The sequence below is a fragment of the Arthrobacter sp. Cza30 genome, assembly GCF_059090765.1.
In genome coordinates this window covers 868,192-892,910 of record NZ_JBNHGA010000001.1, presented here as the reverse complement: position 1 = coordinate 892,910, position 24,719 = coordinate 868,192, and the positions used below count along the sequence as shown (strand labels likewise).

Genomic DNA, 24,719 nt, shown 5'->3' with positions numbered 1-24,719 from the left:
TTTTGCCTCTGACCAGGACTTTTTTCTGTGGTCAGACCACACGAAAGTCGTTTTTGCCCGCTTTCTGCCCGCATTCTGAAAATTCGGTGAGCCGAAAATTGCCGTCTGCAGATGCCTGCGCGCGACGTCTGAGAGCACCAAAATCGAGCGTTTCGGGCGAAATCTGCCTCGTCGAAAAACTGAGCAATCTGCTCTCGGTGGTCATTGAGGTCGCGCGTAGCGGGTCTGCGGTCCTGACGGCAGCGCCACCAACGGCATCTGGTCGTTCAGTCGCGTCGCGACGGCATCCAGATCGTCGTCGAAGAGATCGGCGTACGTGTCCAGGGTCATCGCCGCCGACGCGTGCCCGAGCATCCGCTGCACCGCCTTCACGTTCGCGCCGGAGCTGATCGCGAGCGACGCGGCGGTGTGCCGAAGGTCGTGGGGAGTGAGTCGAGGGATCGATGGATCGAACTCCTGCGCACGCCGCACCGCGTTCGCGAACCATCCCTTGCTGCCCGAGTTGCGCATGTGATTGACCCCGTCGCCGAACAGCAGACCCTCGGGCCCCTTGCCGGCGCACGCCTGCTCGATCATCGGCGCGAGACGCTCGGGGTAGGGCACCGAGCGCTTCTCGTGCGTCTTCGGCGTGCCGACATGGATCTCGTACGCGATCATCACCGCGTTCTCCTCGATGACGAAGCGCCGACGCAGCCGGTTCACGCTGCGCACCCGCAGACCTGTCGCCTCGCCCCAGCGGAGGCCCGTGTACGCCAGCGTCAGGACAAGCGTCGGATATGCCGAGCATGCCGCCAGCGTCGCGACCTGGTCATGCGAGAGGTAGACGCGACGCTTGCCCGGTCCGTGCCGAGGCAGGTTGCGCACGTTGCGGGCAGGATTGCTCGCGAGGCGCCGATCGTCGATCGCGACGTCGAGGATGCCGGCGAGGACTCCCAGCGCTCGAAGGACGACCGTGCGCGACTTCTGCGTCGCGAGGTCGGACACCCAGTCCTGGACTTCAGAGCGACGGATCGACGAGATCTCCCTGTCGGCCCACACCGGCGCGACGTGGTTCTTCCACGCGCGCTCGAGCGTCATGTAGTACGAGGGCTTCGACATCGGCGGTTGCTTGGACCGCAGCCATCTATCCGCGAACATCCGCACCGGAACCCGCGAGGTGGACGGGTCGATGTACTCGCCCTACGACTTCGACACCGTGACCATGGAGAGGTACAGCTTCGCCTCGCGCATCGTCGTGAAGCCGCGCTTCTCGGCCTCGGTGCGGTCCGGCTTGCGATACCGCACGCGGTAGCGGCGGCCCTTCGCCGATTCGTACGGGGTGATGCTGCCCATCTCGACCTCCGCTCACTCCGGCTCGACGGTCAGTATCGGGCCAGTGTCGGACACTGATCGGGTGCCGTCAATGCGGCCGATGACAGATGTGGACAGATGTCGGAAGACGTCGTCAACTGGCGTTGGTGGAAGCGGCGCCTCCCTCCGACGCCGAGAGTGTAGCGACCGGTCGCGTCTCCGTTCTCGCCGCTCACTCCTTGCAGACTCCGCGCTGGCGCGCGTCGCTTAGCAGCCGTTCGACGACGAGGACTGCGCCGCGCCCGATCGCTGTCTAGGCTGGATGCCGGAGGAAGGCTGATCTATTCGGTTCGGAGATCCGAGCGGACACGTTCGACCGCGGGTATGTCGGCCGGCGCCCATTCCACGGAGAAGAGTTCGTCCGGCGTGAGCCAGCGAAGCGCCGCGTGCTCTGTGGGCTGCGGTGTTCCGCAACGGAGTTCGCAGTAGTAGGTGGTCAGCGTCACGACCCCGAACTCGTAATCGTGAGCTGTCGTGAGGATCTCGTCGCCGACTTTGATGTCGACGAGCAACTCCTCGCCGATTTCGCGAGCGAGCGCCTCTTGCGGGGATTCGCCGTCCTCGATCTTTCCACCGGGGAATTCCCACATGTTGGGCAGACTTCCGCTCGGCCCTCGCATCGCGGCCAGCACACGTTCGTCGCTCACGATAACCGCGCCCACCACGTTGAATCGCCGTGTCATTGGTGCAGCCGTTCTCCCCGATGTGAGGTGTCGGGCGGCACAAGTACGAAGGTTGTCTGCTCGCGGAAGGCCAGCCCAAGTCCGGCATCGCGGAGAAGATCGCGGAGGTCAGCGGTGGGGCGTTCGGGAAGAAGCACCGAGCAACGTAAGTCGTCGACGTGCACGTGTCGGCGGTAGTCGTAGAGCTGACCGACCGCCATACGGAGGTCCGAGCGGCTGGCAATCGCCTTCGCTTCATAGAGGGTGTGATCGGCTTCGTCGTAGATGTCGGTGAGGAGCCGGGTGCGCTCGGCGGGGAGGTTGATCGCCCACCGAGTGAAGGTGTGCCCGACTTGATGTGCGATGAATTCGTCGACAAGCTGCGACTCGCGCCGTACCGCCACGCCACCCGCGCGATCCGCCGTCTCGAAGAACTCGGTTGAGTTGATCTCGACGGGAACAGAGATGGCGTTCGGTTCGCGCGTCACTCCCGAGTATCCGACGAGCTCAACGACGTCATCCGGGATCACGCTCACCGGCAGCAGCCGGAAGACGAGGACTGTGCGCAGCGCTCCGCTCCGATCGAGCGCTGGCATGCGCTCAAATGGCACGTCGGGGTCAAGGATGAACTCGCCGATGTATCGCTGGAGCTTCGTGCTCGACCCCGCCACGACGCCCGCTGCGCTGAACGCGTGGAGGGAGCGCCCTTTCGCGGCGTGGGTCAGGATCGCTGAGTTGCTGCCGCTGAGCTTCTGGTCCCCATCTCGGCCCGCGCCGGTGTAGTGGAACACCGTGCCATCCGGGGAGAAACCGTCATAGACGTAGCCAAACTGTCTGCCCTCGGCGGGGTCCGTGAACACAAAGACGGAGTTGGACGTGTTGCTCGGAACGATGCCGCCAGACTGAACGCTTCCGCCATACTCCACCACGAGGTCTGCACGTGTGACGATGTCACCTGCGCGGAGGCGGAAGGCGGGCGATGGCACGTGATCAACCTATCGATCAGATCGAGTTGGCGGCGAGGATCTTCCGCGAGCGGGGGGCCACCACGACGAGCCCGAACGCACGGCCTGCTCGCCTTGCTGAGCCCGCGCCGGGGTCCTGATACGGTCGCAATCGTGACGAGTGAGCGTGTTCATAAGGCCCTAGAGGACTTTGTTCGAGAGCGTGACTGGGCCCAGTTTCACACTCCGGCGAACCTGGCCAAGAGCATTGCGATTGAGGCGGGCGAGCTACTGGAGTGCTTCCAGTGGAGCGACGATGCAGACGAGGCGCAGGTGCGAGCCGAGCTTGCTGACGTGGTGACCTATTGCACACTGCTCGCCGCACGGCTCGGCGTCGACCTCGATGAGATCGTGCTCGAGAAACTTGTCATGACTGGAGAGAAGTACCCGGCCGATCGGGCCCGGGGACGGAGCACAAAGTATGACGCCCTTTGATATCGAGCGCCTGGACTTTACGTCAGGCGCGATTTCGGACTGGGTGGCTGGCGACGAGCGTCGAAGAAACTGGCCTGTCGTCTACGTGCTTGATGGTGCCGACTCGGCTGGTGCCGGGGCCGTGTACGTCGGTGAGACGGTCAACGCCGCTGCGCGCATGCGCCAGCATCTCGCGAACCCTGCCAAGAACGCATTCCGGCGCGTGCGCGTTGTCATCGACGACACCTTCAACAAGTCGGCGTGCCTCGATCTGGAGTCTCACCTGATCCGCTGGCTCGCCGGCGACGGACAGTTCACGGTGATGAATGGCAACGAGGGGATCATCGACGCCCGGTACTACGAGCGCGACCTTTACCGGGAGAGCTTCCGTGACATCTTCGACAAGTTGCGATCAGAGGGAATCTTCCAGCGCAGCATCCCTGAGATCGAGAACAGCGACCTCTTCAAACTGTCGCCGTTCAAAGTGCTCACGCCGGAACAGGCGATCGCGGTCGAAGACATTGTGGAGGGACTCCTTGCCGACCTCGGCAACGGAGCGTCGTCTACGAGTGTGATCGAAGGACAGCCTGGGACGGGCAAGACCATCATCGCGATCTTCCTGATGAAGCTCCTCGCAGACATCCGCGACCACGATGATGCAGACGAAGTCGAACCAGACTCCATGTTCGCCGACTTCTTCGTGCCCGGCAATCGCGAACTGCTCGCGGGCCTTCGGATCGGTTTCGTCGTACCTCAGCAGTCCTTGCGCGAATCCATCAAGCGTGTCTTCAAGAAGACACCAAAGCTCACGGAGGCACAGATCCTGACGCCCTTCGACGTGGGGGCATCAGATCAGCCATGGGACCTGCTGATTGTCGACGAGACTCATCGCCTGAACCAGCGTGCGAACCAGTCGTCCGGCGTCAACAACAGGCGATTCATCACAATCAACGAAGAGCTCTTTGGCGCTGACGACCCATCGAAGACCCAGCTGGATTGGATCCGCGCTCAGAGCCGGCACCAGATTTTCTTGCTCGACGTCGAGCAGACCGTACGACCGGCGGACCTGCCTCAGAGTGTCCTCCGCTCACTCGTGGACCAGGCAAGGTCGACACATCGCCGGTATCCGCTGTCGACCCAGATGCGCGTGCGTGCAGGCGCCGACTACGTGCAATTCGTTCGGGACCTGCTGCGGGGAGAGTCCAAAGCGGCCGCGCGCCACGACTTTGGTGACTACGACCTGAGGTTCTTCGACAACCTCGTGGCGATGCGACGCGAGATCTTCAACCGCAACGACGAGCATGGCCTCGCCCGCCTAGTCGCCGGCTACGCATGGGAGTGGAAGAGCAATCGCGATAAGGAAGCGTTCGATATCGAGCTCGATGGCGTGCGCCTTCGCTGGAACAGCCAAGCCAAGGACTGGATCAATAGTCCGGCATCCATTCACGAGGTCGGGTCTATCCATACCGTCCAGGGTTACGACCTCAACTACGCAGGTGTCATCATCGGCAACGACCTCCGCTACGACGCCCACTCCCGACGGCTCTATATCGACCGCACCTCGTATCGGGACGCGAAGGGCAAGGAGAACAACAAGCAACGCGGGATCGCCTACTCCGACGACGACCTATTGGAGTTCATCCGCAACATCTACGGGGTCCTCCTGACGAGGGGCATCCGCGGCACATACGTCTATGTGTGTGACCCCGCGTTGCGTGAGTTCATCGCGGCGGAGATTGCGCGTCTCGCGATCGGGTCCTCGCGATAACTTGAGCGCCACCCGCGACCCCGTGTGCGGGCACATCGGTCCCCGGTATCCGGCGAGTGCGGTTCTTTGCTGACTGACCGACGCGCGGGCGAGCGGTATCGCTCGTGCCTTTTGCCGCGGCGAGGTTCTCGTCGATCAGCCGACAGGGCTCAGAGAGCAGCGGTGGTCGCTGCGCGGCTAGATCGGTTGGGGCGGCGTGTCGCGCGGCGCCTGTCTCGCGAGGGCGCAGGGTTCCTTGCACCGCTGCGGTGGGCGCCCGAAGTCGCGCAGTTGGGTGCTCGCGGTGTGAAGGGCTCACTCGCCGGTGCGCTGACAACGGCCAGCCAGACCCACGATTTTGAACGGGCGGCCCACTAGTAGGGTTCGCAGGCAAAACCGTCTCCGTCGCGGTCGAGGTCGTAGACGTCGCTCCCGACGACGCGCGCGATGCCGTTGAAGTAGGAGGGGCCGTTTCCGCTGCCGCCGGCGCAGTCGACATCGCTGTCGACGGGCACGCACGCTTCGGCGTAGTTGGAGTCGCAGTTCCCTGCCGGCTGCGCGGGCGCTGGAGGGGGTGGTGGCGGTGCGACGTAGGTGCCGTTCGCAACCACCTGGGTGGTCGGCTGTGTCGTGACGACGTCGGAGACCAGTTCGCGGCTGACTTCCTGCCCATCGAGCAGATGCACGCGGTAAGTCAGCGTCCTTTCTCCGTTTTGCCCGGGCGTGCGGATCTGTGTCTGCCCTGCGGCCAAGGCGCCGTCGTCCACCCACGTTTCGGTGAACGGGATCGCCTCGGTCACCACCTCGTCCCGCGTGCTCGCGACCGGCGTTGGCGTCGGTTTCGGCGTCGAACGGGACTCATCGGAACTCGATTCGGTGGAAGATGACTCTCCCGCGAAGTGCGCCGCCTCGACGTTCGAGTTACCGCCGGTGTTCGGCAGCACGGCCGCGCTGACGCTCCCGGTCACCAGCAGCACTGCGGCGGCTGCCGCTGTGACTACGATCGCGGCCTTGCGGGATCTGAGACGAAGCCAAGTCCGGGTGCCTTTCGCGAGCGCCACGATGCCGGTGATGAGCACGATCAGCGCGATGACGGCCACGACCGGCGATAGCAGGATGAGCGGGATCAGCGCCACTGCGCCGATGAGGACCCATACCCACACCGGCATCCGCCGGGAGCCACGCTCGGCGGCGGGCGCCGTCGGGGTGGTGGGAAGCGGTTCGACCGAGCTCGTGCCGTTGCTGGCGACGTGCGGGCTCCACGCCTCACCGTCCCACCAGCGTTGCCGGCTCGCGTTGACAGGATCGGGATACCACCCGGGCGGCTGCGTCGTCATTGAATCTCCCCAAAATCCCTCCGACCCTAACGGCCGACCCCATGCCTCGCGACCCGAATGCGTCGAATGCGAGGCGGCATTGGCGAAACCTGACGAGACCTTAAGGATCCCCGCCGCACGGCCGTTGGTGGGTTCTCACCACGCAGCCATACGTGGCTAGGGGCGTGGCCCTGAGCCAGCTCGAGACACTGCGAATACTCGATCTCCTAGCGGATCAGGTGGCGTCGGTCGCGAAGGTGGCATTCAAGTTCGATTGCGGCGGCGCAACGAATCCCTTTCTGGACGCGGTTCGCGCGAAGTCTCCGCTGCCATTGAAGGGCTTCCCCACCGCAAGACTCATCGCAGTCTGATTGAAACGTCCATCATTCAGCGGGCGGAGGTCGGCTGAAGGATTGATGGTCGTTGCGCTGAGGGCGTTCAATGAGAACTCCCAGTCGAGGTCCGTGCTTGGTTGAGATCAGCGTGCAGGCGGGTCGGCACTCCTGCAGTCGGATGTCTTCGCTACGCTCGCGACCGTGACATCAGAGGAAGGGCTGACAGATCGTTCGACGCACGCCGCGCCGAGCGGCTCGGATAAGTGGCGACACTATGCCGCCCGCGCGCGGCGCTGGGCACGATCGTTTCCCGGACTCATCGTCCTCTGCTCTGTCGTGTTCACAGCAGTGGTCGTCTTGCTTCAACGCTCGTTCTTCATCTCCACCGCCGCGGCCGACTTCCTTCTCGACTGCGCCGCAGCTATCGTCTTTGCCATCCCCGTTGTGATCGGATGTGTCGTCGCAAGCAAGCTTCCAGATCGGGCCCTCACTGCACGCCGATCGCTGCTGGGACGGAGAGCGGCCTGGCTTGCGCGAGGATTGTGGGCTGCCGTGATCTTCGGCCTTGGGGCATGGGTGGGCGGGTTGATCGGCGTCGACCTAAGCCATGTCAGCGCTTCAAATGCAAGCAGTACAGCGTATTTCTACGAACTCCTCTGGATGATCCTCAGCGTCGTGATTGCAGCCGGTGCGATGATCGGCCTTGCGTGGTTGGCATGGGGGCTAGTCCAGGCCGAACGTCCAGCTCGGTTTCGCGCGCTGATGGCAATCCTCGACGCGCGGCGCCGCCTGGGCCTTCCGCCCGCCCTGCGCCTGTGGAGCGAATCGCCCGACGGTAGCCCTCCGCAATCAGCATCGCCGCTTCCATGGCAAGTTGCGATGAGCCTTCACCTCTCACATACCGGCTATTGCGTGTTTCTCGCTGGCGCCGCGCTCGTGGTTCCGATCACGTCCCTACGTGTGATTGACAGGTTCACGGATGTGGCTCTGGTTGTTGTCTGACCCGTCGGTCCTTGATCGATCCCTGTGCGGGCACTGGGATCGAAAGAAGTATCGTCGGCGTGCGTGTAGGCACGATGACGTAACCCGCCTTGTCTCCCTGACCCCGAAGCCGACGACTGGCACCGTCGGCCCCTCTGCGCGCACAGTCACCGCCACGAGCACTCGCTCGGTGACATGATCTGCAAGACGCGGGCCAGTCATATGGAGCGACGGAGCGCCGAGTCTGCGTCTAGGTCCCGAAGTGATCGCTAATGAACTGGCGATCTGCGACGGTTCGACCTATTCGATGCCCCATCATCCTGTGCCGGCGGCGACCGCGCGGCATCACGACCAGCCGGATGACGAAGCGCGGGACGCCGGGCTAGCGCACCCGACGGGTGCTTCGGCTAACCAGCCACTGTCGCAAACACCCAGTATGTTCCTGCTATGGACCCGATATCGCCAATGCCGACGCCCGATCCAGCAGATGTCGCTACGGTGCAACAGGTCCAGCAGTACTGGAACAGTGGCAATCAGGCGGCTGCAGTTGACGCGCTGCGGCCGCATGCTCAATCGGGTCACGAGTGGGCCACGGCGCTGCTCGCGTGGTTGCTCATGCAGCAGGGTCCCCCGGGCCTCGAGGAGAGCGTCAAGTGGGCAGCCGTTGCTGCTCAGAGCGGCAATGCGGCGCCGCTCGTGCACACGACGAATAATCTACTGGCGCATCTTCCGAGTAACCCCCAGCTGGCGCAATACGTGCCGGAACTTCTTGCGCTCGGGCTTCCCTCGGCGAGCGGAATCGATCTCGTCGGCCAGGGATGGAATCTGATCTCTCAAGGCCAGGCACAGCTCGGGCTTCAGCTCATGTGCGTCCCCGTGCCTGCGCAACTTCCAGTCACAGAGCCGCAACTGAATCTTCTGGTCAAACACGCGAGAACTCGGACGCGTGAGGTAGATGAGGCAGCAGCCGCGGCACGTCGGAGCGCAATTGATGTCGAAGCAGTTGCATCCGAGGCGAAATCGGCCATCGAGAAAGCTCGCGACGACCTCGAGACAAGTGCGAAGCAAGCAGGTCTTCTTGTCACCGCCGCATCCTCCGACGCGACGAATTCGCTCTTCAAGGCGGATGCAAAACGCAATGCTAGAGAATCCCGCGGCGCGTGGACCGCTGGTCTCGTCGTGCTTGGAGCCGCAGCCGTTGTGGCTGTCCTTCCGGTGCTGCTCCACTACTTGGGGGTGGGGTCGCAATACTCGGCCCTGGAGCAAATCGGGCTTCACCTTGTTTCCACAGCCGCGTTGGCCACTTTCGCGGGCGTGCTTCTCGCCCGGGCGCGAGCACGCGACCAAGCTGCGCAGCGCGCCAATGACCTGTCGACGGCGATGGGGACGATGATTTCGTACAGCAACCAGATAAGCGACCCAGCGGAAAAGCAGCGCTTCATGACCATGATGGGCCAGGTCGTACTCCAGGCTCATCTGACATCTGGCACCGGTCATGGCGCGAAGGATGACTCTGTTTCAGGCATGATCGCTCTGGCCAACCTCATCAAACCGTCCGCACTACCAAGTGCTGCTTCGCAAGCGCAGGGGTGAGTGCAATCGCCAGCACCCGGATCCGGGGCTAATAATCCGCGGCGTCAATCCCTTAGTGATGGCCTCGCTTAGCCTGGAGTCCCTCCAGGGGCAGCACTCACTTCTGCTCGCGGCAGCGGCACATCGAACCCGCCGGCGCGCATCGCTCGACGTGGGACCGTGACGGCGCAGAGCCGACGCGCTGGCCTCAGCGGGTCTCTTCGACGTTGTCGGTCAGCGCCGGCTCGGCGGCGATGGCCTGCGTGGGGTGCTGCGCGCCCCATGACGCGAGCAGCCGCAGCCGTTCGGCGGAGGGAGAGCCGGGTTCGGCGGTGTAGATGAGCATGACGTTGCCCGGTTCGGCGGTGAGCGCCAGCTCTTCGTATGCGAGGGTGAGCTCTCCGACGATGGGATGCTGGAACCGCTTGGTTCCTGCCCCGTGGGTGCGGACGTTGTGCGCCGCCCACAGCTTGCGGAAGTGCTCGCTGCGCGTAGACAGTTCACCGACCAGGTCCTGCAGCGCTTTGTCGTGCGGGTCACGTCCGGCTTCGGCGCGCATGATGGCGACGCACATCTCGGCGAACTTCTCCCAGTCCGGATAGAACTCGCGGGCGGCCGGGTCCAGGAACTGGAACCGGGCGAGATTCGGGGTGCGGCCGCCGTCGCCGATCATCGGGGAGTAGAACGCCCGGCCCAGGTCGTTCGCAGCCAGCAGGTTCTGGCGGGGGTCGCGGATGACCGCGATCCCTTCGGTGATCGAGGCGAGAGCCCACTGCAGGCTCGGCCGCGGCGCGGCGGACCTGCTGCTGCGACGGCGGGAGCGGCCGCTGGTAGGGATGCCGTCAGCGGTGCGCGCCAGGTCGAGCAGGTGCGCGGTCTCTGTCTCGTCCAGCTGGAGCGCGCGGGCGACGGCGTCGAGGACGGACGCGGAGGCGCCGGCGATCGCGCCGCGTTCGAGCTTGGAGTAGTACTCCACGCTGACGCCGGCCAGGGTCGCGACCTCGCTGCGACGCAATCCGGCGACGCGACGGTTGCCGCCGGCGGTGATGCCGGCCGCGTCGGGCGTGACCCGGGCGCGGCGGGTCATCAAGAACGCGCGCACTTCAGCTCGGTTGTCCATACGACGAGGCTAGGTCGCTCGCGCCGTACGAGGGGTGCCCTGTCGGTACACCTCTCATCAGAGACTCCCGCGCACGCGAGGATCACCTGAGGCTGGGTACATGCCCACCCCGGATTCCCCCGTCCCCGCCGTGCGCCGAGCACTGCCGACGCTGCTGTTGGTGCTGACGGTGTTCGGCCCGATCTCGATGGACCTGTACCTGCCGGCGCTTCCCGCCCTCACCGCCGAGATGGGCGCGGTCACCTCGGTCGCGCAGCTGACCGTCACAGCCTGTCTGATCGGCCTGGCAGCGGGCCAGCTGATCGCCGGCCCGCTGTCGGACCGGTACGGGCGGCGCGGGATCCTCCTCATCGGGATCGTGGCGTACATCCTCACGTCGGCGCTGTGTGCACTGTCCCCCAGCATCGAGGTGCTGATCGCGGCCCGCGTGGTGCAGGGGCTGTCCGGCGGAGTCGGGATCGTGATCGCCACCGCCGCCGGACGCGACATCTTCACCGGCGGCGCGCTGATCCGCTTCTACGGCAGCCTCACGGTCATCGGCGGGCTCGCCGCGATCGTCGGCCCGCTGCTCGGCGGGTTGCTGAACACCTTCACCGACTGGCGCGGCCTGTTCGCCTTCCTCGCCGTCATCGGAGCGGCGATCCTCGCCCTCACTCTCGGCATCTTCGGCGAGACGCTCCCCGCCTCGCGGCGCACCACGGGCGGATTCGGCCAGACCCTCCGCGACTACCGCATCCTGCTCAGCGACCGCGTCTTCCTCGGCGCCGTGCTCAACCAGGGGTTCCTGTACGCCGCGCTGTTCGCCTACCTCGCCGGGTCGACCTTCGTGCTGCAGGACATCTACGGGCTGTCGCCCCAGTGGTACGCCGCCGCGTTCGGCCTCAACTCCGCCGGCCACATGGTGTTCGGCTATATCGCCGGACGCACCGCCGAACGGTGGAGCATTCCCGGCACGCTCGCCACCGGTGTCGGCGTCACCGGCCTCGGTGCCCTCGGTCTGCTGGTGGCCGGCCTGACCCCGACGCCGCTGTGGGTCGTCATCGTGTCGCTGTTCGCCCTCTCCAGCGGCGTCGCGGTCACCGCACCGTGCGCCACGACCCTGGCCCTGGCGGATCATCCGCGAACGGCCGGCACCGCATCCTCCCTGCTGGGTATGGTCCGATTCGGGTTCGGCGCGATCGCCGCCCCTTTCGTCGGCGTCGCCGGCGCTCTGAGCATCCTGCCGCTGGGCCTGGTCACCGTCATCACGGTCGTTCTCGCCGCTGTCGCCGGCCTTCTCCTTCTCCGCCGCCGCACGTCGGCGAAGACCCCGGCGGAAGCGGACACCCCCTCGGAAACCGCAACGGTTTCCTGAACCCCTCAACGAAGGAAGGACACCATCATGCGTGGAGTCATCATGTACGCCCCGGGAGACGTGCGAGTCGAGGATCGCGAGGACCCCACCATCCTCGAACCCACCGACGCCATCATCAGACTGTCCGCGTCCTGCATCTGCGGATCCGACCTGTGGCCCTATCGTGGCGCCGAGCCGGTCGATCACGCGCCGATGGGCCACGAGTACGTCGGTGTCGTCACCGAGGTCGGCTCGGAGGTGAAGAACGTGAAGGTCGGCGACTTCGTCGTCGGTTCGTTCTGGTCGTCTGACAACACGTGCGAGATCTGCCGGGCGGGCTACCAGTCGTACTGCGTGCACCGCACTCTCATGGGCACCCTCGGCACCCAGGCCGAGTACGCCCGCATCCCGCTCGCCGACGGCACGCTGGTCGCCACCCCCGGCCAGCCGGACGCCGACCTCATCCCCTCGCTGCTGGCCGCGTCCGACGTGCTCGGCACCGGCTGGTTCGCCGCCGTCGCGGCCGAGGCGGGGCCGGGCAAGACCGTCGCCGTCGTGGGCGACGGCGCGGTCGGGCTGCTCGGCGTCCTCGCCGCCCGCGAGCTCGGCGCCGAGCGCATCATCGTCATGTCCCGCCACGCCGACCGCCAGGCCCTTGCACGTCACTTCGGCGCCACCGACATCGTCGAGGAGCGCGGCGAGGAAGGCGTCGCGAGGATCAAGGAGCTCACCGGTGGGCTCGGGGCACACTCGGTGATCGAAGCCGTCGGCACGCAGGAATCGATGCACCAGGCGATCCGCGCGACCCGCGCGGGCGGACACGTCGGCTTCGTGGGCGTCTCCCACGACGTGACGCTCGACGGTTCCGAACTGTTCGGGGCGGGCATCCACCTGCACGGCGGTGCGGCACCCGTCCGGCAGTACCTTCCCGAGCTGATCCAGCTGATCTGGGACCGGAAGATCGACCCAGGCAAGGTGTTCGACCTCACCCTGCCGCTGGAGGATGCCGCCGAAGGCTACAAGGCCATGGACGAGCGCCGCGCCACCAAGGTGCTGCTCACCGTCTGATCCGAACCGGGCGGCCGGAGTCCCCCCGCTCCGGCCGCCCCCTCAGGAGGATCCTCGTGAAGATCGAACCCGTTCCCCACCGTGAAGAACCCGCCGGAGCGGTTCGCCGTCACGTCGGCGATCGCACCGCACCGGGAGCTGCCGCCGCCTCCGGCAGCGCAGGAGTGGATGCCTCATGATCCGTCGTCTCCTTCCCACCGCCGCCGCCGTGCTGATCTCGACGATCGCAGCGTGCTCTCAGGGACGCTCGGAGCAGCCGACGCAGAGCCCCTCCGCGGTCTCGGCGACACCGGCCCCCACGCCGGTCACGCCGGAGCCGAGGCCGACGGCCACCGCACCGGCCGAAACCCCCGACGGGGTCATCGGCACTGTCGTGCGCTTCACCTCCGACCGGACCAGCATCGATGTCACGATCGGCGAGGACAGCCCCGGCGTCCGCGACTTCCTCTCGATGCTCCCGCTGCGACTGTCGTTCGAGGAGTTCGCCGGTCGGGAGAAGATCGCCTACCTCCCCCGGGAACTCGACTACGCCGGGTCCCCCGGATCCGACCCCGAGAACGGCGATCTGATCTATTTCACCTCGTGGGGGAACCTGGGCTTCTACTACAACGCCGACGGTGTCGGGTACTCCGACAGCACACTCCACATCGGCACCTACAACGCCACCGAAGAGGAACTGTCCCTCCTCGAAGGCGGGAACGTCACCATCGAGATCATCGACTGACCGCCGCTGCCTCGTCGTCACCGGCTCCGATCAGCACCCGGAGGCCTTGGCGCCGTCACGACCGGCCGACCAGATCACGAGCGGGAACGCAAGCCCCATGCCGATCATGCCGGCCCGGCTTAGCGTGCGGACATGGAAGACACCGTCGCCGCCCGCTGATCCCGACAGGCAGCAGCATGGGTTCGGCAGCACCTCCGGAGCACGGGCGCCGTTGGATGGAACCGCCTCGATGGCAGCTCGTCGGCATCGCCGTCCTGCTTCTGGCGGCAGTCCTCGTGGCGGTCATCGCGTGGCAGCGACCACCCACGACCGGAACCGCTCCCCCGCAGCATCCCGCTGCCACCTCCACCCGGTCCGCATCGCCGACACCTTCTGGCGCGGCGACGCCGACGCCGTCCGTGCCCGCCCCCGCGCCGCGCGCCGCGTTCATCGGCGATTCCTACACGCAGGGCGGCGGAGCCGAGCCTGACACCGCGCGCTGGAGCACGGTGGCCGCGGCCGCGCTGGGATGGACGGAGCTGAACTTCGGACGCGGCGGCACCGGCTTCGTCACCAGCAACAGCTACCTCGGCTGCGGACTCGAATACTGTCCGACGTACCTCGAGACGGTCCCTGAGGTGGTGGCTGCCGCCCCCGACATCGTGGTCGTCGCAGGCGGCCAGAACGACTTCCCGGCGTTCGCCGAGGCTCCGGACGCCGTCCGCGCCGCGGTCCTCGAGACCTACAGCGGTCTTCGGGCGGGTCTTCCCGAGGCGATGCTCGTGGCGGTCGGGCCATCCACCCCCTGGGCGGTGGACGAGATCGCCGTCGCCCTGGACGCGGCCGTTCGCGAGGGCGCGCGGTCGGTCGGCGCCAGATACATCAGCCTGCTCGAACCGAATGTGATCGACCCGGCGTTCCTGCTGCCCGACGGTCATGTGAACAACGACGGGCATCGCGCCATCGCCGAGCGGATCGTGGAAGCTCTCACCCAACACCGCGAACGCCGCCACACGGTCTTCGGCGGCTGACCCCTCGACACGGGAGCGCTCGGCCCGGCAACCCGCGGCCGTCAGAACGCCTCGCGCAGTTCCGTCTCGGCCAGGGGCGATCCGTCCGGCTCGGGCTGCACCTCGGGCGGATGAAGCAGCATGGCGGTCCGCCCGCGCATGTACTCCACCACCCCGTCGTTCTTCGGCGCAGACGCGCTTCCGGCGGTGGTCTCCGTCACCAGGGACGTGCTGGCGTTGAGCAGCATCGCCGCTTCCACCTCGTTGCCCGAGGTATCCAGTCCTCGCACCGTGACGGTGTCGGCACCGCCGAGGTTCCCGAGCGCGGTCGCGTACGCGAGGAGCCCGTCGGCCGTCTCGTCGTCCAGCAGAAGCGCTTTGTCACCGTACGTCACGTGCTTCATTCACTCAGGCTGGGTGACACGGCGTCAGGGACGAACAGGCTTGACAATCGGACTTTCATCCGGGCGGCGCCTGTCAGCTGCACCGCGCCCGGCGGCCGAAGACGAATGGGCCGGGCGTCTCACCGACGCCCGGCCCACGGCATCCGCTCGCTCAGGAGATCCTCTTGCGATAGATCGCCATCGCCCCGAAGTACGCCACCACCAGGATGCCCACGCACCATGCCAGCGCGACCCAGATGTCGGATCCCACCGGCTGACCGGCGAAGATGTCGCGAATCGAGTTCACGATCGAGGTGACCGGCTGATTCTCGGCGAACCAGCGGACCGGCCCCGGCATGGACTCCGTCGGCGCGAACGCCGAGCTGATGAAGGGCAGGAAGATGAGCGGGTACGAGAACGCGCTCGCTCCGTCCACCGTCTTCGCCGAGAGGCCCGCGATGACCGCGACCCAGGTCAGCGCCAGCGTGAACAGGACGAGGATGCCCAGGACCGCCAGCCACCCCAGCACATCGGCGCCGGTGCGGAACCCCATGAGGAGAGCCACGCCGACGACGATCGCCAGTGAGACGACGTTCGCCACGAGCGAGGTGAGCACGTGCGCCCACAGCGCGCTCGACCGGGCGATCGGCATGGACTGGAACCGTTCGAAGATGCCGCCCTGCATGTCCATGAAGAGCCGATACGAGGTGTAGGCGATGCCCGACGCGATCGTGATCAGCAGGATGCCGGGAAGCATGTAGTCGATGTAGGACTGGTCCGCCCCCAGCTGCATGGCGCCGCCGAACACGTAGGTGAACAGCAGCATCAGGGCGACCGGGGTGACGGCCGTTGTGATGATCGTGTCGGGACTGCGCAGGATGTGACGCAGCGACCGGCCCGTGAGGACCGCGGTGTCGCCGACGAAATGAGTGGTGCTCATGATGACTCCTTCGATGTCTGTGCCGGCTCGACGGGTGCGGCGTCGCCGGAGTCGTCGCCCGTGATGGCGAGGAAGATCTCCTCGAGAGTCGGCTGCTTCTCGACGTACTCGACCTTCGCCGGCGGGAGCAGCCGCTTGAGCTCGGCGAGGGTGCCTTCGACGATGACGCGTCCCTTGTGCAGGATCGCGATCCGGTCGGCCAGCTGCTCCGCCTCATCGAGGTACTGCGTGGTCAGCAGGACCGTCGTTCCCCGGTCGGCGAGCTCCTTCACCGTCTGCCACACCTCGATCCGCGCTTGCGGATCAAGGCCCGTCGTGGGCTCGTCGAGGAAGATCACCGACGGGTCGCCGATGAGGCTCATCGCGATGTCCAGACGCCGGCGCATCCCGCCGGAGTACGTGCCGGCCTTACGGCTCCCCGCGTCGGTGAGCGAGAAGCGGGTCAGCAGCTCGTCGGCGACCTTTCCCGGCTGCGCGACGTGACGCAGCTGCGCGACCAGCACGAGGTTCTCCCGTCCCGTGAGCGCCTCGTCGACCGCGGCGAACTGACCCGTGAGGCTGACGGACTCGCGGACGTTCCGCGGCTGCGACGCCACGTCGAAGCCGTTGATGCGGGCGGACCCGCCGTCGGGCTTCAGCAGCGTCGACAAGATCTTCACCGCGGTCGTCTTCCCGGCGCCGTTCGATCCCAGCAGGGCGAAGATGCTGCCGCGTGCGACCTCGAAGTCGACGCCGCGGAGGACCTTCAGATCCTTGTAGGACTTCTCCAGGCCCGAGACCTGGATCGCCGGCGCCTCCAGCGTGGTGCTCATCTCTGCTCCTCTCGTTCGGCGTCTTCGACGGCCTTGACCAGGCGAGCGCGCTCCTTGTCGATCCAGTGCTTGCCGCCGTAGGCCTGGGCGAAGGTCTCGGCGAAGTCGACGGGGTCGCCGCCGACGATCTCGCGGATGGGCGTGCCGTCGGTCGCGGCCCGCTCCCAGAGGTCCGCCAGATCGACGAACATCTGCACGATCGTGTCGCCGTCGGTCACGCCGCCGTAGTACAGGAAGTACCGGTGCATCGCGTTCGCGGCGGTGCGGTACGGCTCCGGCAGCGCCTCGAGGCGCGCCTTCGCCTGCTTGTACAGCTTCTTCTGTTCCAGTGACCCGGTCAGGGCCTCGATCCACTTCGCAGCCATGTCAGTTCTCTCCTTCTGTCGGTCGGTCGTGGAGCTGTTCGATCCGCTCTGAGAGGAAGCTCCACGTGCTCCAGAACTCCTCGAGCTGTTCTCGCCCCTGTGCGTTGAGCGAGTACACCTTCCGCGGCGGGCCCTTCTCGGACGGGACCTTCTCCACGTCCACGAAGCCCCTCTGCTCGATCCGCACGAGCAGCGCGTACACGGTGCCTTCGACGATGTCCGAGAAGCCCTGCTCCCGGAGTCGCGCCGTGATCTCGTAGCCGTACGCCGGGCGCACGGCCAGGATGGCGAGGACGATGCCCTCGAGCGTGCCCTTCAGCATCTCCGTCATCTGGTTGCCCATGGCTTCGCCTCTTCGGTCTACTCAGTGTTGCTGACTACCACTAGACGGTAACACTAGGTACTGGTACTTGGCAACACTGAATAGTGAAACTCGCGGGGCACGGAGCCGAACGGGTCAAGCCCCTCCTCCAGGCCGAGGCCTCCGTGGATGATGGAGGCCACGCCACGATCGGAGGACTCCATGACCGACACTCCCCCGCCCGTTGTCACGCGGTCGAACCGCGGCCAGTGGGAGAACCACGTCGAGGGCCGCCCCGATCTGTCGGCCAGTCACACCAGCCGCGAGGAAGCCATCGACGCCGGGCGCACCGTCGCAGACCGACTCGGCGCCGATCACATCGTGGAAGCGGCTGAGCCCACCGGCGCGATCACGGACCCGACTGTCGAGCAGCCGACCGACCCACCCAGCGACCAGACCACCACGGAAGGAACAGCACGATGAGCGACCCCAGCGCAACGCAGAGCGACAAGCCGAGCCAGGCCGAAGGCGAAGATCCGGACCGTCCGGCGGAGGGCGAGGCCCAGCCGGAGACCGGCCACCCGTCGCAGGCAGAGGGCGAAGACCCCGCGATCTCGGAGACCCAGTCACCCACGAGCGAGTGACAGGTGGCGCGGCCGCAGCGGACGCGCCCGGCGATGCCGGGGATGATCGCTGCGGCGGCGGCGCCTGCCTGCCATCATCGACTCACGGAGTTGCCACCCGACGAGGGGCGGCCCGCGAGGAGAAGTCATGGTCGAGGTTGTCCGCGCTCGATCGGAAGGGTTCGAAGCCGTCGAGGAGATGTGGCGGCGTTTCGTGCCGTCCGCCCGTCTGGAGCGCCCCGAGGATGCTGAGAGCGCCGCCCTGGAATGGACCTCCGTGGAGGCCGAGGGTCTGTCGGTGATCGGCTACGAGCTCACCGCACGCGTCCGATCGGCGATGAGCCCCGAGAACGAGCTGGTGGCCTGCCGCGTGGCGGCACGCGACGGATGGGTCAGAACCGGCGGGAAGAAGCTCGACATCAGCCAGCCCTGGGCGTGCGCCACCGGCGACAGCGCGGATGCGGCGTGGCACGGCCGCGCGGTGGTCCGGGCCCTGGTGTTCGACATCGACTCGGCCCAGGAGATCGCACGCCAGATCACCGGCGACGACGGGCTGATGCTCCGGGTGAAGGATGCCGCCCCGCGCAGCCGCGCGCACGCCGCGCACTGGGAGCGCGTCTACCAATACGTGTTCGCGTCGTTCGCGCCCTTGTCGGGCGTCGACGTCGACCCGATCATCGTGGCCGAGCTGCGGCGGCACGCGCTCCACACGACATTGATGACTTTCCGCACGTCGTTCCTCGAGTCCCTCGAGAAGACAGCACAGGCGCGGCCGGCGCCCGCGACGGTGCGCCGGGCGATGGCGTACATGGACGCGCACGCCCGGGAGCCGATCACGATCGACGACGTGGCCGCCGCCGTCCGCATCTCCACGCGCGGCCTGCAAGCCGCTTTCTCCCGGGCGACGGGAACCACGCCGAGCGACTACCTTCGGGCGATCCGCCTGAGCGGCGCGCACGACGAGCTCATGGCGGGCGCGCCCGGCACCGTGGCCGAGGTCGCGCGCCGATGGGGCTTCAACCACCCGTCGCGGTTCGCAGCGTACTACCGCGCCCGTTACGGACGCTCACCGCACCAGGTCTCGCGCCCGACGTGAGGCGCTCACCGCGCTGCGGTGGGCTTCGTCAGCGCGTCAGGGCGCAGCGACCGCGGGCTCATGGCTGGCGGCTTCGGTCAGCTCCCGCAGCTCCGCCGTGATCGGAGAGGCGATGTGCTCGGGAACGAGCGTGATGCCGCCCGTGGAGTGCGCCGAGTTCGCCAGCTCCTCGATCCAGGCACGGTTGAGCAGGGCCGGCTCCGGATCGTCGAAGACGAAGCGCAGCGGGATGGACGGGTGCAGCCAGATCGTGCTGCGACCGCGCGGCTGGTCCTCGGGGTGGCGCCACGACACCGTGAAGCTCTCGTTGCGACGCAGCTTCGTCGCGATGACGACCTTGAGGTGCGCCAGCGCGACATCATCGATGTGGATGGGCGTTTCCGAACCGCCGTAGTAGATGGTGCCCATGTCGCCCTCCTTCAGCCGACGCGTGCCCTGGGGGTGGACGCGTGCGTGCAGCTGAGTCCCACTGTACGTGTCCTGCTCGCAGATGTGCGGGTTGACCCCGGAAACGAACGGGAGGCATCCGTTTCGCGCACTTCCATCAGCGGAAGTCCCGCGCCCGGTGCTGCACTCCCAGCCGCAGGTCCTCGAAGCGATCGGCGACGAGGTTGGTCACCCCTTCCGTCGAGCGTTCCAGGATGCCTCTCACGATCAGCGCCGGAGCGTCCCGCACGATCCGGCGGTACTTGTTCCACATTCCGACCGAGCAGACGATGTTGACCAACCCGTGCTCGTCTTCGAGGTTGATGAACGTGACCCCGGAGGCTGTCGCCGGCCGCTGCCGATGGGTGACCAGCCCTGCCACCTCGATGCGTCGCCCGGGCTCGTGCGCGCGCAGCTCTCGAGAGGTGAGCACCCCCCGTGCGTCCAATCCGGAGCGGTAGTGCGTCATGGGGTGGTCGTCGGCCGAGATGCCGGTGGCCCACAGATCCGCGGCCAGGATCTCGTAGCTCGTCTGGTCCGTGAACAGCGGCGGCTGCACCGCCACGAGGGAGTCCGGCAAGAACTCCGGTCGGTCCTGCGCGGCGGAGCCGGCGAGCCAGATCGCCTCCCGGCGGCTGTGCCCCAGACACTCGAACGCCCCCGCCGTCGCGAGCGCCTCCAGCTGCGCGGCGCTGACGCCGGTGCGGCGCACCAGGTCACGCAGGTCGCGGAAGTCGCCCCCTCGCTCCCGCTCAGCGACGATGCGCTGCGCGACGGCCTTCCCGATCCCCTTCACTCCCGCCAGGCCCAGCCGCACCGCGAAATGCCCGTCCCGCCGATGCGCGGCGGATTCGTCGGGCGCGGCGATGTCGAACAGCCCCACCGGAGGCTGGTGGCGATCAAGGCAGCTGTCGAGGCCGGTGGCTCCGGGCGTGCGCAGCGACGAGCCGAAACGCGCTGGGTCCTCCGGCTCGAGCAGCGCGTCCACCCCTGACGCGAGCAGGTCGGGGCGGCGCACGTCCACGCCGTGACGCCGGGCGTCGGCCACCAGGGTCGCCGGCGAGTAGAACCCCATCGGCTGCGCGCGCAGCAGTCCCGCGAGGAACGCCGCGGGGTAGTGCAGCTTGATCCAGGAGCTCGCGTACACCAGCAGCGCGAACGACAGCGAATGCGATTCGGCGAACCCGAAGTTCGCGAATGCCTGGATCTTGGCGTAGATCGCGTCGGCGGCATCCCCCACCAGGCCGTTCTCGGCCATGCCCGCGTACAGCTTCTCCTTCAGCGACTCGATGCGCTCCACGCCGCGTTTGGAGCCCATCGCCCGGCGCAGCAGATCCGCGTCCTCGCCGCTGAGTCCGCCGATGACCATGCCCATCTGCATGAGCTGCTCCTGGAACACCGGCACACCCAGCGTGCGCTCCAGCACCGGCTTGAGCTTCGGATGCGGATACGTCGTCTGCTCCACGCCGAGCTTGCGCCGCACGAACGGGTGCACCGCACCGCCCTGGATGGGACCGGGCCGGATGAGGGCGATCTCGATCGCGAGGTCGTAGAACTCGCGTGGCTGCAGCCGGGGCAGCAGTCCCATCTGCGCACGCGATTCGACCTGGAAGACGCCCACCGCGTCGGCGCGGCACAGCATGTCGTAGACCGCCTTCTCCTCCTTCGGGATCGTCGACAGCTCCCAGTCCTCCCCCGTCGAGGCGCGGACCATGTCGAAGCAGTACTGCAGAGCCGCCAGCATCCCGAGCCCCAGCAGATCGAACTTGACCAGTCCCATCCAGGCGGCGTCGTCCTTGTCCCACTGGATCACGGTGCGGTTCTCCATGCGCGCGTGCTCGATCGGCACGACCTCGCCGACGGGCCGGTCGGTGAGCACCATCCCGCCGGAGTGGATGCCCAGGTGCCGCGGCGCCTTCAGCAGCTCGCCGGCGAACTCGATCACCTGGTCGGGGATGTCGTGGCCCGCGGCCGTGTCGAGGTGAGCACCCCATCCCTCGACCTGCTTGGACCAGGCGTCCTGCTGACCGGGCGAATGCCCGAGCGCCTTGGCCATGTCGCGGACGGCGTTCTTGGGCCGGTACTGGATGACGTTCGCGACCTGCGCCGCCCGCTCGCGTCCGTAGGTGGCATAGACCCACTGGATGATCTCCTCCCGGCGGTCGGAGTCGAAGTCCACGTCGATATCGGGCTCCTCGTCGCGCAGGCTCGACAGGAACCGCTCGAACGGCAGCCGGTAGGCGATCGCATCGACCGCCGTGATGTCGAGCAGGTAGCAGACGGCGCTGTTGGCCGCCGAGCCGCGCCCCTGGCACAGGATGCCGCGCCGCCGCGCCTCCTGCACGATGCCGTGCACGATCAGGAAATAGCCGGGGAAGTCCTTCATCTCGATCACGCCGAGCTCACGCTCGATGCGGTCCCGGTCCTCGGGCGTGAGATCGGGGTACTTGCGCGGCACCGCGTCCCAGACGAGCGTGCGCAGCCACGACATCGGCGTGTGCCCGTCCGGCACCTGCTGCCGCGGCAGCGCGGGCTTGGCGCGCCGCAGCGGGAACGCCAGCTCGTCAGCCAAGGTCACGGTGCGCGCCACGGCATCGGGGAACCGGACGAACCGCTCCGCCATCTCCGCTCCCGAACGCAGATGCGCACCGGCGTGCGAGGGCAGCCAGCCGTCGAGCTCGTCGAGCCCGCGGTTGGCGCGCACCGCCGCGACGGCGGCGGCCAGCAGCTGCCGCTGCGGCACGGCGTAGTGGACGTTGTTCGTCGCGAGCAGGGGCAGCCCGCGCTCGCGCGCCAGACCCGCGAGCACGTCGTTGTCGCGGGTGTCGAGCGGATTGCCGTGGTCGATGAGCTCGACGTGCACCGCATCGCGCCCGAACAGCGCGATGAGCCGGTCCAGCTCGCGGGCGGCGGCATCCGGTCCGCGCTCGGCGAGCGCCTGACGGACAGCGCCCTTGCGGCAGCCGGTGAGCACGGCCCACTCCCCCGCCGCCTGCGCGGCGAGCTCCTCGAGGTCGTAGAGCGGCCGCCCCTTCTCCTGCCCCTGCAGCTGGCCGTGGGTGATGGCCCCGGCGAGCCGGTGGTAGCCCTCCTCGCCGCGTGCGAGCACCAGCAGGTGCGTGCCGACCGGGTCGGCCTCGCCGTTCTGAGGTCCGGGCAGCCCCAGCGACAGCTCGGCCCCGAACACGGTCTTCAACCGCATCGACTCGGCGGCCTCGGCGAAATGCACGATGCCGTAGAAGCCGTCGTGATCGGTGATCGCGAGCGCGTGCAGCCCCAGGCGCTCGGCCTCCTCCGCGAGCTCCTCGGGGGAGGAAGCGCCGTCGAGGAACGAGAACGACGAATGCGCGTGCAGCTCGGCGTACGGGATCGCCTCGGCCGGACGCTCGATCGGCGGGGCGACGTACGGTCCGCGTTTGTGCGACCATGCCGGGCTGTCCCCGCCGTCCGCGCCCGCGGGCGGACTGCCCGGCCGGCGGCGTCCGCTCAGCACGCGCTCCAGCTCGGACCACGACACCCCGGGGTTGTTGAAGCCCATCAGCGCGGTCCCTCGACAGGGCGACGCTGCTCAGTCATAGACGGCCTCCGCGGTCCAGGCGTCGCCCTCGCACACCAGCAGCCACGCTCCGCCCTCGACGTCGACGACCTGGAACCGGTGCGCACGGCGGGCGCGCGCGGCATCCCATCCCCTCTCGATCACGGGCCAGGGACCCGCCCACGCCTCGATCGCGCGACGGCGGCCGCTCTCGATCAGGAACGCCGGCACCGCCGACACGCTGCCGCGCTCGTCGACGTCGATGAGCGCATCGCCCAGCGCCCGCACGTCCACAGGCACCGGTTCGGCGAACACCGTCGCCGGCAGCGGGTCGGGAAGACTCCCCGGCCACGGCCGCGACCGCTGCGCGGCGAGCCCGTCGGCTCCCTTCGGGTGACGGTCGCCCCACGGCACCAGCACCTGCCGCTCGGTCAGCCAGCGGCCGCCGCCGATCGCGGGGGTCAGCACGCCGCGGTGCCCGAGCATCGCCTGCACGCGCGACAGCGCGTGGTGCACGCGCTCCTCGGGACCGCCGCCGAAGATGGCGGGGGCGTGATGGGAGGCGTCGTCCACCGCTTCGGGAGAGATCCGCACGAGCGCCACCCCGCTGCGGAGCGCCTCCTGCTCCTCCGCGAGCTGCCAGCGCACGCGGTCGACCACCGCGGCGGCGTCGAACGAACCGGGATGCAGCCACACCCGCTCACTGCGCTCACCGCGATCGCCGACGAGCTCGACCCGCAGCTCGGTGCAGACCAGATCGACCGCACCCAGCCCCGAGATGAACGCGTCGGCGGTCAGCCGCATCCCGAACGCGACCTGATCGGCGATCTCGAGCGGAGGCTCGAACGCGACCTCGCGCTGCAGCTCCGGCGGCGGGATGCGCGGCTCGACGGGACGGGAATCCCGCCCGGCGGCGAGCGCGTGCATCCGGATGCCACGCTCCCCGAACCGCTCGCGCACCCGGTCGGGCTCCATCGCCGCGAAGCCGCCCAGCGTCTGGATGCCCAGCCGCGCGAGGAGTCCCACCATGTCGGCGGCGTCGCGGCCGGGAGACGACGACGACTCCAGCGCCGCGATCGACAGCGGAGCGAGGAAGCCCGCCGCTCCCCCCGCGGGCACCGCGAACACCGGGTCGTCCGCCCGAGCGGCGTACCGTGCCGCCTGCTCGGCGGTGAACGGGCCGTCGGCGATGCCGGCTCGCACCCCCTCGAGCCCGATGTCGCGCAGCGCACCGAGCAGCACGCGGGCGGCCTCGATCTCGCCGCCGTAGTACCGGGCCGGGCCGCGGGCACGCAGCGCGCACAGTCCCGGGCGGATCAGCTGCACCCCGGGAGCCTTCTCCTCGATCAGCGACACGACCGGGGCGAACGCGCGATGATCGCGCGCGGCGTCCGCGGGGACGATGACGAGATTCGGACATCGCGCCTGCGCGTCACGACGGCGCTGATCGCGGCGCACCCCTTCGGCGCGCGCGGCGGCGGAGCAGGCCACGACGAGGTTGTGCTCGACCACGGCGACCGGCCGGTCGGGCTCGATCGGCGGGGTGGCATCCCGCGTGAGCGCCGTGATCGGCCAGTCGGGGAACCACAGCACGAGGCTCCGCACGGGCGACTCCAGAGCCAT

Annotated in this window: 25 protein-coding genes and 1 pseudogene; 11 read left to right on the top strand and 15 right to left on the bottom strand. The window is 67.7% G+C overall.

Going from position 1 to position 24,719, the window contains the following annotated elements; genetic code table 11:
* Positions 1-31 precede the first annotated feature (31 nt).
* The 4 genes and pseudogenes from AC5RVZ_RS04065 to AC5RVZ_RS04050 all read right to left on the bottom strand — a co-directional run bounded on the left by AC5RVZ_RS04065 (position 32) and on the right by AC5RVZ_RS04050 (position 2,998).
* Positions 32-205 carry a hypothetical protein gene (locus tag AC5RVZ_RS04065; protein WP_494064482.1) on the bottom strand — a complete coding sequence of 58 codons (174 nt, stop codon included), beginning with the start codon at positions 203-205 and terminating at the stop codon, positions 32-34.
* Positions 202-1,332, bottom strand: a pseudogene (locus AC5RVZ_RS04060) (tyrosine-type recombinase/integrase). The gene AC5RVZ_RS04065 and the pseudogene AC5RVZ_RS04060 overlap by 4 nt, the downstream one beginning before the upstream one ends.
* 299 nt (positions 1,333-1,631) lie before the next feature.
* Positions 1,632-2,033 carry a (deoxy)nucleoside triphosphate pyrophosphohydrolase gene (locus tag AC5RVZ_RS04055; RefSeq protein WP_494064481.1) on the bottom strand — a complete coding sequence of 134 codons (402 nt, stop codon included), beginning with the start codon at positions 2,031-2,033 and terminating at the stop codon, positions 1,632-1,634.
* Complete coding sequence (locus AC5RVZ_RS04050) at positions 2,030-2,998, bottom strand: SRA domain-containing endonuclease (RefSeq protein WP_494064480.1); 969 nt, start codon at positions 2,996-2,998, stop codon at positions 2,030-2,032. The genes AC5RVZ_RS04055 and AC5RVZ_RS04050 overlap by 4 nt, the downstream gene beginning before the upstream one ends.
* Positions 2,999-3,130: 132 nt before the next feature.
* Between AC5RVZ_RS04050 and AC5RVZ_RS04045 the strand changes: the two genes are divergently transcribed.
* Entirely contained in the window at positions 3,131-3,451 is a 321-nt protein-coding gene (locus AC5RVZ_RS04045) for a nucleotide pyrophosphohydrolase (protein ID WP_494064479.1), read from the top strand.
* The gene (locus AC5RVZ_RS04040; protein WP_494064478.1) at positions 3,438-5,198 is read left to right on the top strand and encodes a DNA/RNA helicase domain-containing protein; all 1,761 of its coding nucleotides are present in this window, start codon (positions 3,438-3,440) and stop codon (positions 5,196-5,198) included. Before AC5RVZ_RS04045 ends, AC5RVZ_RS04040 begins: the two co-directional genes overlap by 14 nt.
* Positions 5,199-5,551: 353 nt before the next feature.
* Here the strand turns inward: AC5RVZ_RS04040 and AC5RVZ_RS04035 are convergent, their stop codons facing one another.
* Positions 5,552-6,514, bottom strand: coding sequence for a G5 domain-containing protein (locus AC5RVZ_RS04035; RefSeq protein WP_494064477.1), 963 nt, complete (start codon positions 6,512-6,514; stop codon positions 5,552-5,554).
* A 214-nt stretch (positions 6,515-6,728) separates the two neighbouring features.
* Positions 6,729-6,935, bottom strand: coding sequence for a hypothetical protein (locus AC5RVZ_RS04030; RefSeq protein WP_494064476.1), 207 nt, complete (start codon positions 6,933-6,935; stop codon positions 6,729-6,731).
* Between the two features lie 94 nt (positions 6,936-7,029).
* Here AC5RVZ_RS04030 and AC5RVZ_RS04025 point away from each other — a divergent pair, with 94 nt between their 5' ends.
* Positions 7,030-7,830 (top strand): hypothetical protein, encoded by an 801-nt coding sequence (locus AC5RVZ_RS04025; RefSeq protein ID WP_494064475.1) that lies wholly within the window; start codon positions 7,030-7,032, stop codon positions 7,828-7,830.
* A 426-nt stretch (positions 7,831-8,256) separates the two neighbouring features.
* Positions 8,257-9,402 carry a hypothetical protein gene (locus tag AC5RVZ_RS04020; RefSeq protein ID WP_494064474.1) on the top strand — a complete coding sequence of 382 codons (1,146 nt, stop codon included), beginning with the start codon at positions 8,257-8,259 and terminating at the stop codon, positions 9,400-9,402.
* 187 nt (positions 9,403-9,589) lie between these two features.
* Here AC5RVZ_RS04020 and AC5RVZ_RS04015 read toward each other — a convergent pair whose 3' ends face one another.
* Positions 9,590-10,501, bottom strand: a complete 912-nt coding sequence (locus AC5RVZ_RS04015) for a helix-turn-helix transcriptional regulator (protein ID WP_494064473.1) — start codon at positions 10,499-10,501, stop codon at positions 9,590-9,592.
* Between the two features lie 100 nt (positions 10,502-10,601).
* Between AC5RVZ_RS04015 and AC5RVZ_RS04010 the strand changes: the two genes are divergently transcribed.
* The 4 genes from AC5RVZ_RS04010 (at position 10,602) to AC5RVZ_RS03995 (ending at position 14,636) form a co-directional block, all read left to right on the top strand.
* Positions 10,602-11,855, top strand: coding sequence for a multidrug effflux MFS transporter (locus tag AC5RVZ_RS04010; RefSeq protein WP_494064472.1), 1,254 nt, complete (start codon positions 10,602-10,604; stop codon positions 11,853-11,855).
* Positions 11,856-11,882: 27 nt separating this feature from the next.
* Complete coding sequence (locus tag AC5RVZ_RS04005) at positions 11,883-12,902, top strand: zinc-dependent alcohol dehydrogenase family protein (RefSeq protein ID WP_494064471.1); 1,020 nt, start codon at positions 11,883-11,885, stop codon at positions 12,900-12,902.
* A 175-nt stretch (positions 12,903-13,077) separates the two neighbouring features.
* Complete coding sequence (locus AC5RVZ_RS04000; RefSeq protein WP_494064470.1) at positions 13,078-13,626, top strand: cyclophilin-like fold protein; 549 nt, start codon at positions 13,078-13,080, stop codon at positions 13,624-13,626.
* A gap of 215 nt (positions 13,627-13,841) precedes the next feature.
* Positions 13,842-14,636 (top strand): SGNH/GDSL hydrolase family protein, encoded by a 795-nt coding sequence (locus AC5RVZ_RS03995; protein ID WP_494064469.1) that lies wholly within the window; start codon positions 13,842-13,844, stop codon positions 14,634-14,636.
* Positions 14,637-14,677: 41 nt separating this feature from the next.
* Here the strand turns inward: AC5RVZ_RS03995 and AC5RVZ_RS03990 are convergent, their stop codons facing one another.
* The 5 genes from AC5RVZ_RS03990 to AC5RVZ_RS03970 form a co-directional block, all read right to left on the bottom strand.
* On the bottom strand, positions 14,678-15,019 hold the full coding sequence (locus AC5RVZ_RS03990; protein ID WP_494064468.1) for a hypothetical protein: 342 nt from the start codon (positions 15,017-15,019) through the stop codon (positions 14,678-14,680).
* Positions 15,020-15,170: 151 nt separating this feature from the next.
* Positions 15,171-15,938 carry an ABC transporter permease gene (locus AC5RVZ_RS03985; RefSeq protein ID WP_494064467.1) on the bottom strand — a complete coding sequence of 256 codons (768 nt, stop codon included), beginning with the start codon at positions 15,936-15,938 and terminating at the stop codon, positions 15,171-15,173.
* The gene (locus AC5RVZ_RS03980) at positions 15,935-16,750 is read right to left on the bottom strand and encodes an ABC transporter ATP-binding protein (RefSeq protein ID WP_494064466.1); all 816 of its coding nucleotides are present in this window, start codon (positions 16,748-16,750) and stop codon (positions 15,935-15,937) included. Before AC5RVZ_RS03980 ends, AC5RVZ_RS03985 begins: the two co-directional genes overlap by 4 nt.
* Positions 16,747-17,115, bottom strand: a complete 369-nt coding sequence (locus tag AC5RVZ_RS03975) for a DUF1048 domain-containing protein (protein WP_494064465.1) — start codon at positions 17,113-17,115, stop codon at positions 16,747-16,749. Before AC5RVZ_RS03975 ends, AC5RVZ_RS03980 begins: the two co-directional genes overlap by 4 nt.
* 1 nt (position 17,116) lies before the next feature.
* Complete coding sequence (locus tag AC5RVZ_RS03970; protein WP_494064464.1) at positions 17,117-17,458, bottom strand: PadR family transcriptional regulator; 342 nt, start codon at positions 17,456-17,458, stop codon at positions 17,117-17,119.
* A 180-nt stretch (positions 17,459-17,638) separates the two neighbouring features.
* On the opposite strand from AC5RVZ_RS03970, the gene AC5RVZ_RS03965 reads away from it, so the two are divergent.
* The 3 genes from AC5RVZ_RS03965 to AC5RVZ_RS03955 all read left to right on the top strand — a co-directional run bounded on the left by AC5RVZ_RS03965 (position 17,639) and on the right by AC5RVZ_RS03955 (position 19,135).
* The gene (locus AC5RVZ_RS03965) at positions 17,639-17,899 is read left to right on the top strand and encodes a DUF2188 domain-containing protein (RefSeq protein WP_494064463.1); all 261 of its coding nucleotides are present in this window, start codon (positions 17,639-17,641) and stop codon (positions 17,897-17,899) included.
* Positions 17,896-18,060: a hypothetical protein gene (locus AC5RVZ_RS03960; protein WP_494064462.1), complete on the top strand. Its 165-nt coding sequence runs from the start codon at positions 17,896-17,898 to the stop codon at positions 18,058-18,060. The genes AC5RVZ_RS03965 and AC5RVZ_RS03960 overlap by 4 nt, the downstream gene beginning before the upstream one ends.
* A gap of 127 nt (positions 18,061-18,187) precedes the next feature.
* Positions 18,188-19,135 (top strand): helix-turn-helix transcriptional regulator, encoded by a 948-nt coding sequence (locus AC5RVZ_RS03955; RefSeq protein ID WP_494064461.1) that lies wholly within the window; start codon positions 18,188-18,190, stop codon positions 19,133-19,135.
* 36 nt (positions 19,136-19,171) lie between these two features.
* On the opposite strand, the gene AC5RVZ_RS03950 is transcribed toward AC5RVZ_RS03955, so the two are convergent.
* The 3 genes from AC5RVZ_RS03950 to AC5RVZ_RS03940 all read right to left on the bottom strand — a co-directional run bounded on the left by AC5RVZ_RS03950 (position 19,172) and on the right by AC5RVZ_RS03940 (position 24,719).
* On the bottom strand, positions 19,172-19,543 hold the full coding sequence (locus AC5RVZ_RS03950; protein ID WP_494064460.1) for a DUF7882 family protein: 372 nt from the start codon (positions 19,541-19,543) through the stop codon (positions 19,172-19,174).
* Between the two features lie 136 nt (positions 19,544-19,679).
* Positions 19,680-23,099 carry an error-prone DNA polymerase gene (locus tag AC5RVZ_RS03945; RefSeq protein ID WP_494064459.1) on the bottom strand — a complete coding sequence of 1,140 codons (3,420 nt, stop codon included), beginning with the start codon at positions 23,097-23,099 and terminating at the stop codon, positions 19,680-19,682.
* A 30-nt stretch (positions 23,100-23,129) separates the two neighbouring features.
* Positions 23,130-24,719, bottom strand: coding sequence for a DNA polymerase Y family protein (locus AC5RVZ_RS03940; RefSeq protein ID WP_494064458.1), 1,590 nt, complete (start codon positions 24,717-24,719; stop codon positions 23,130-23,132).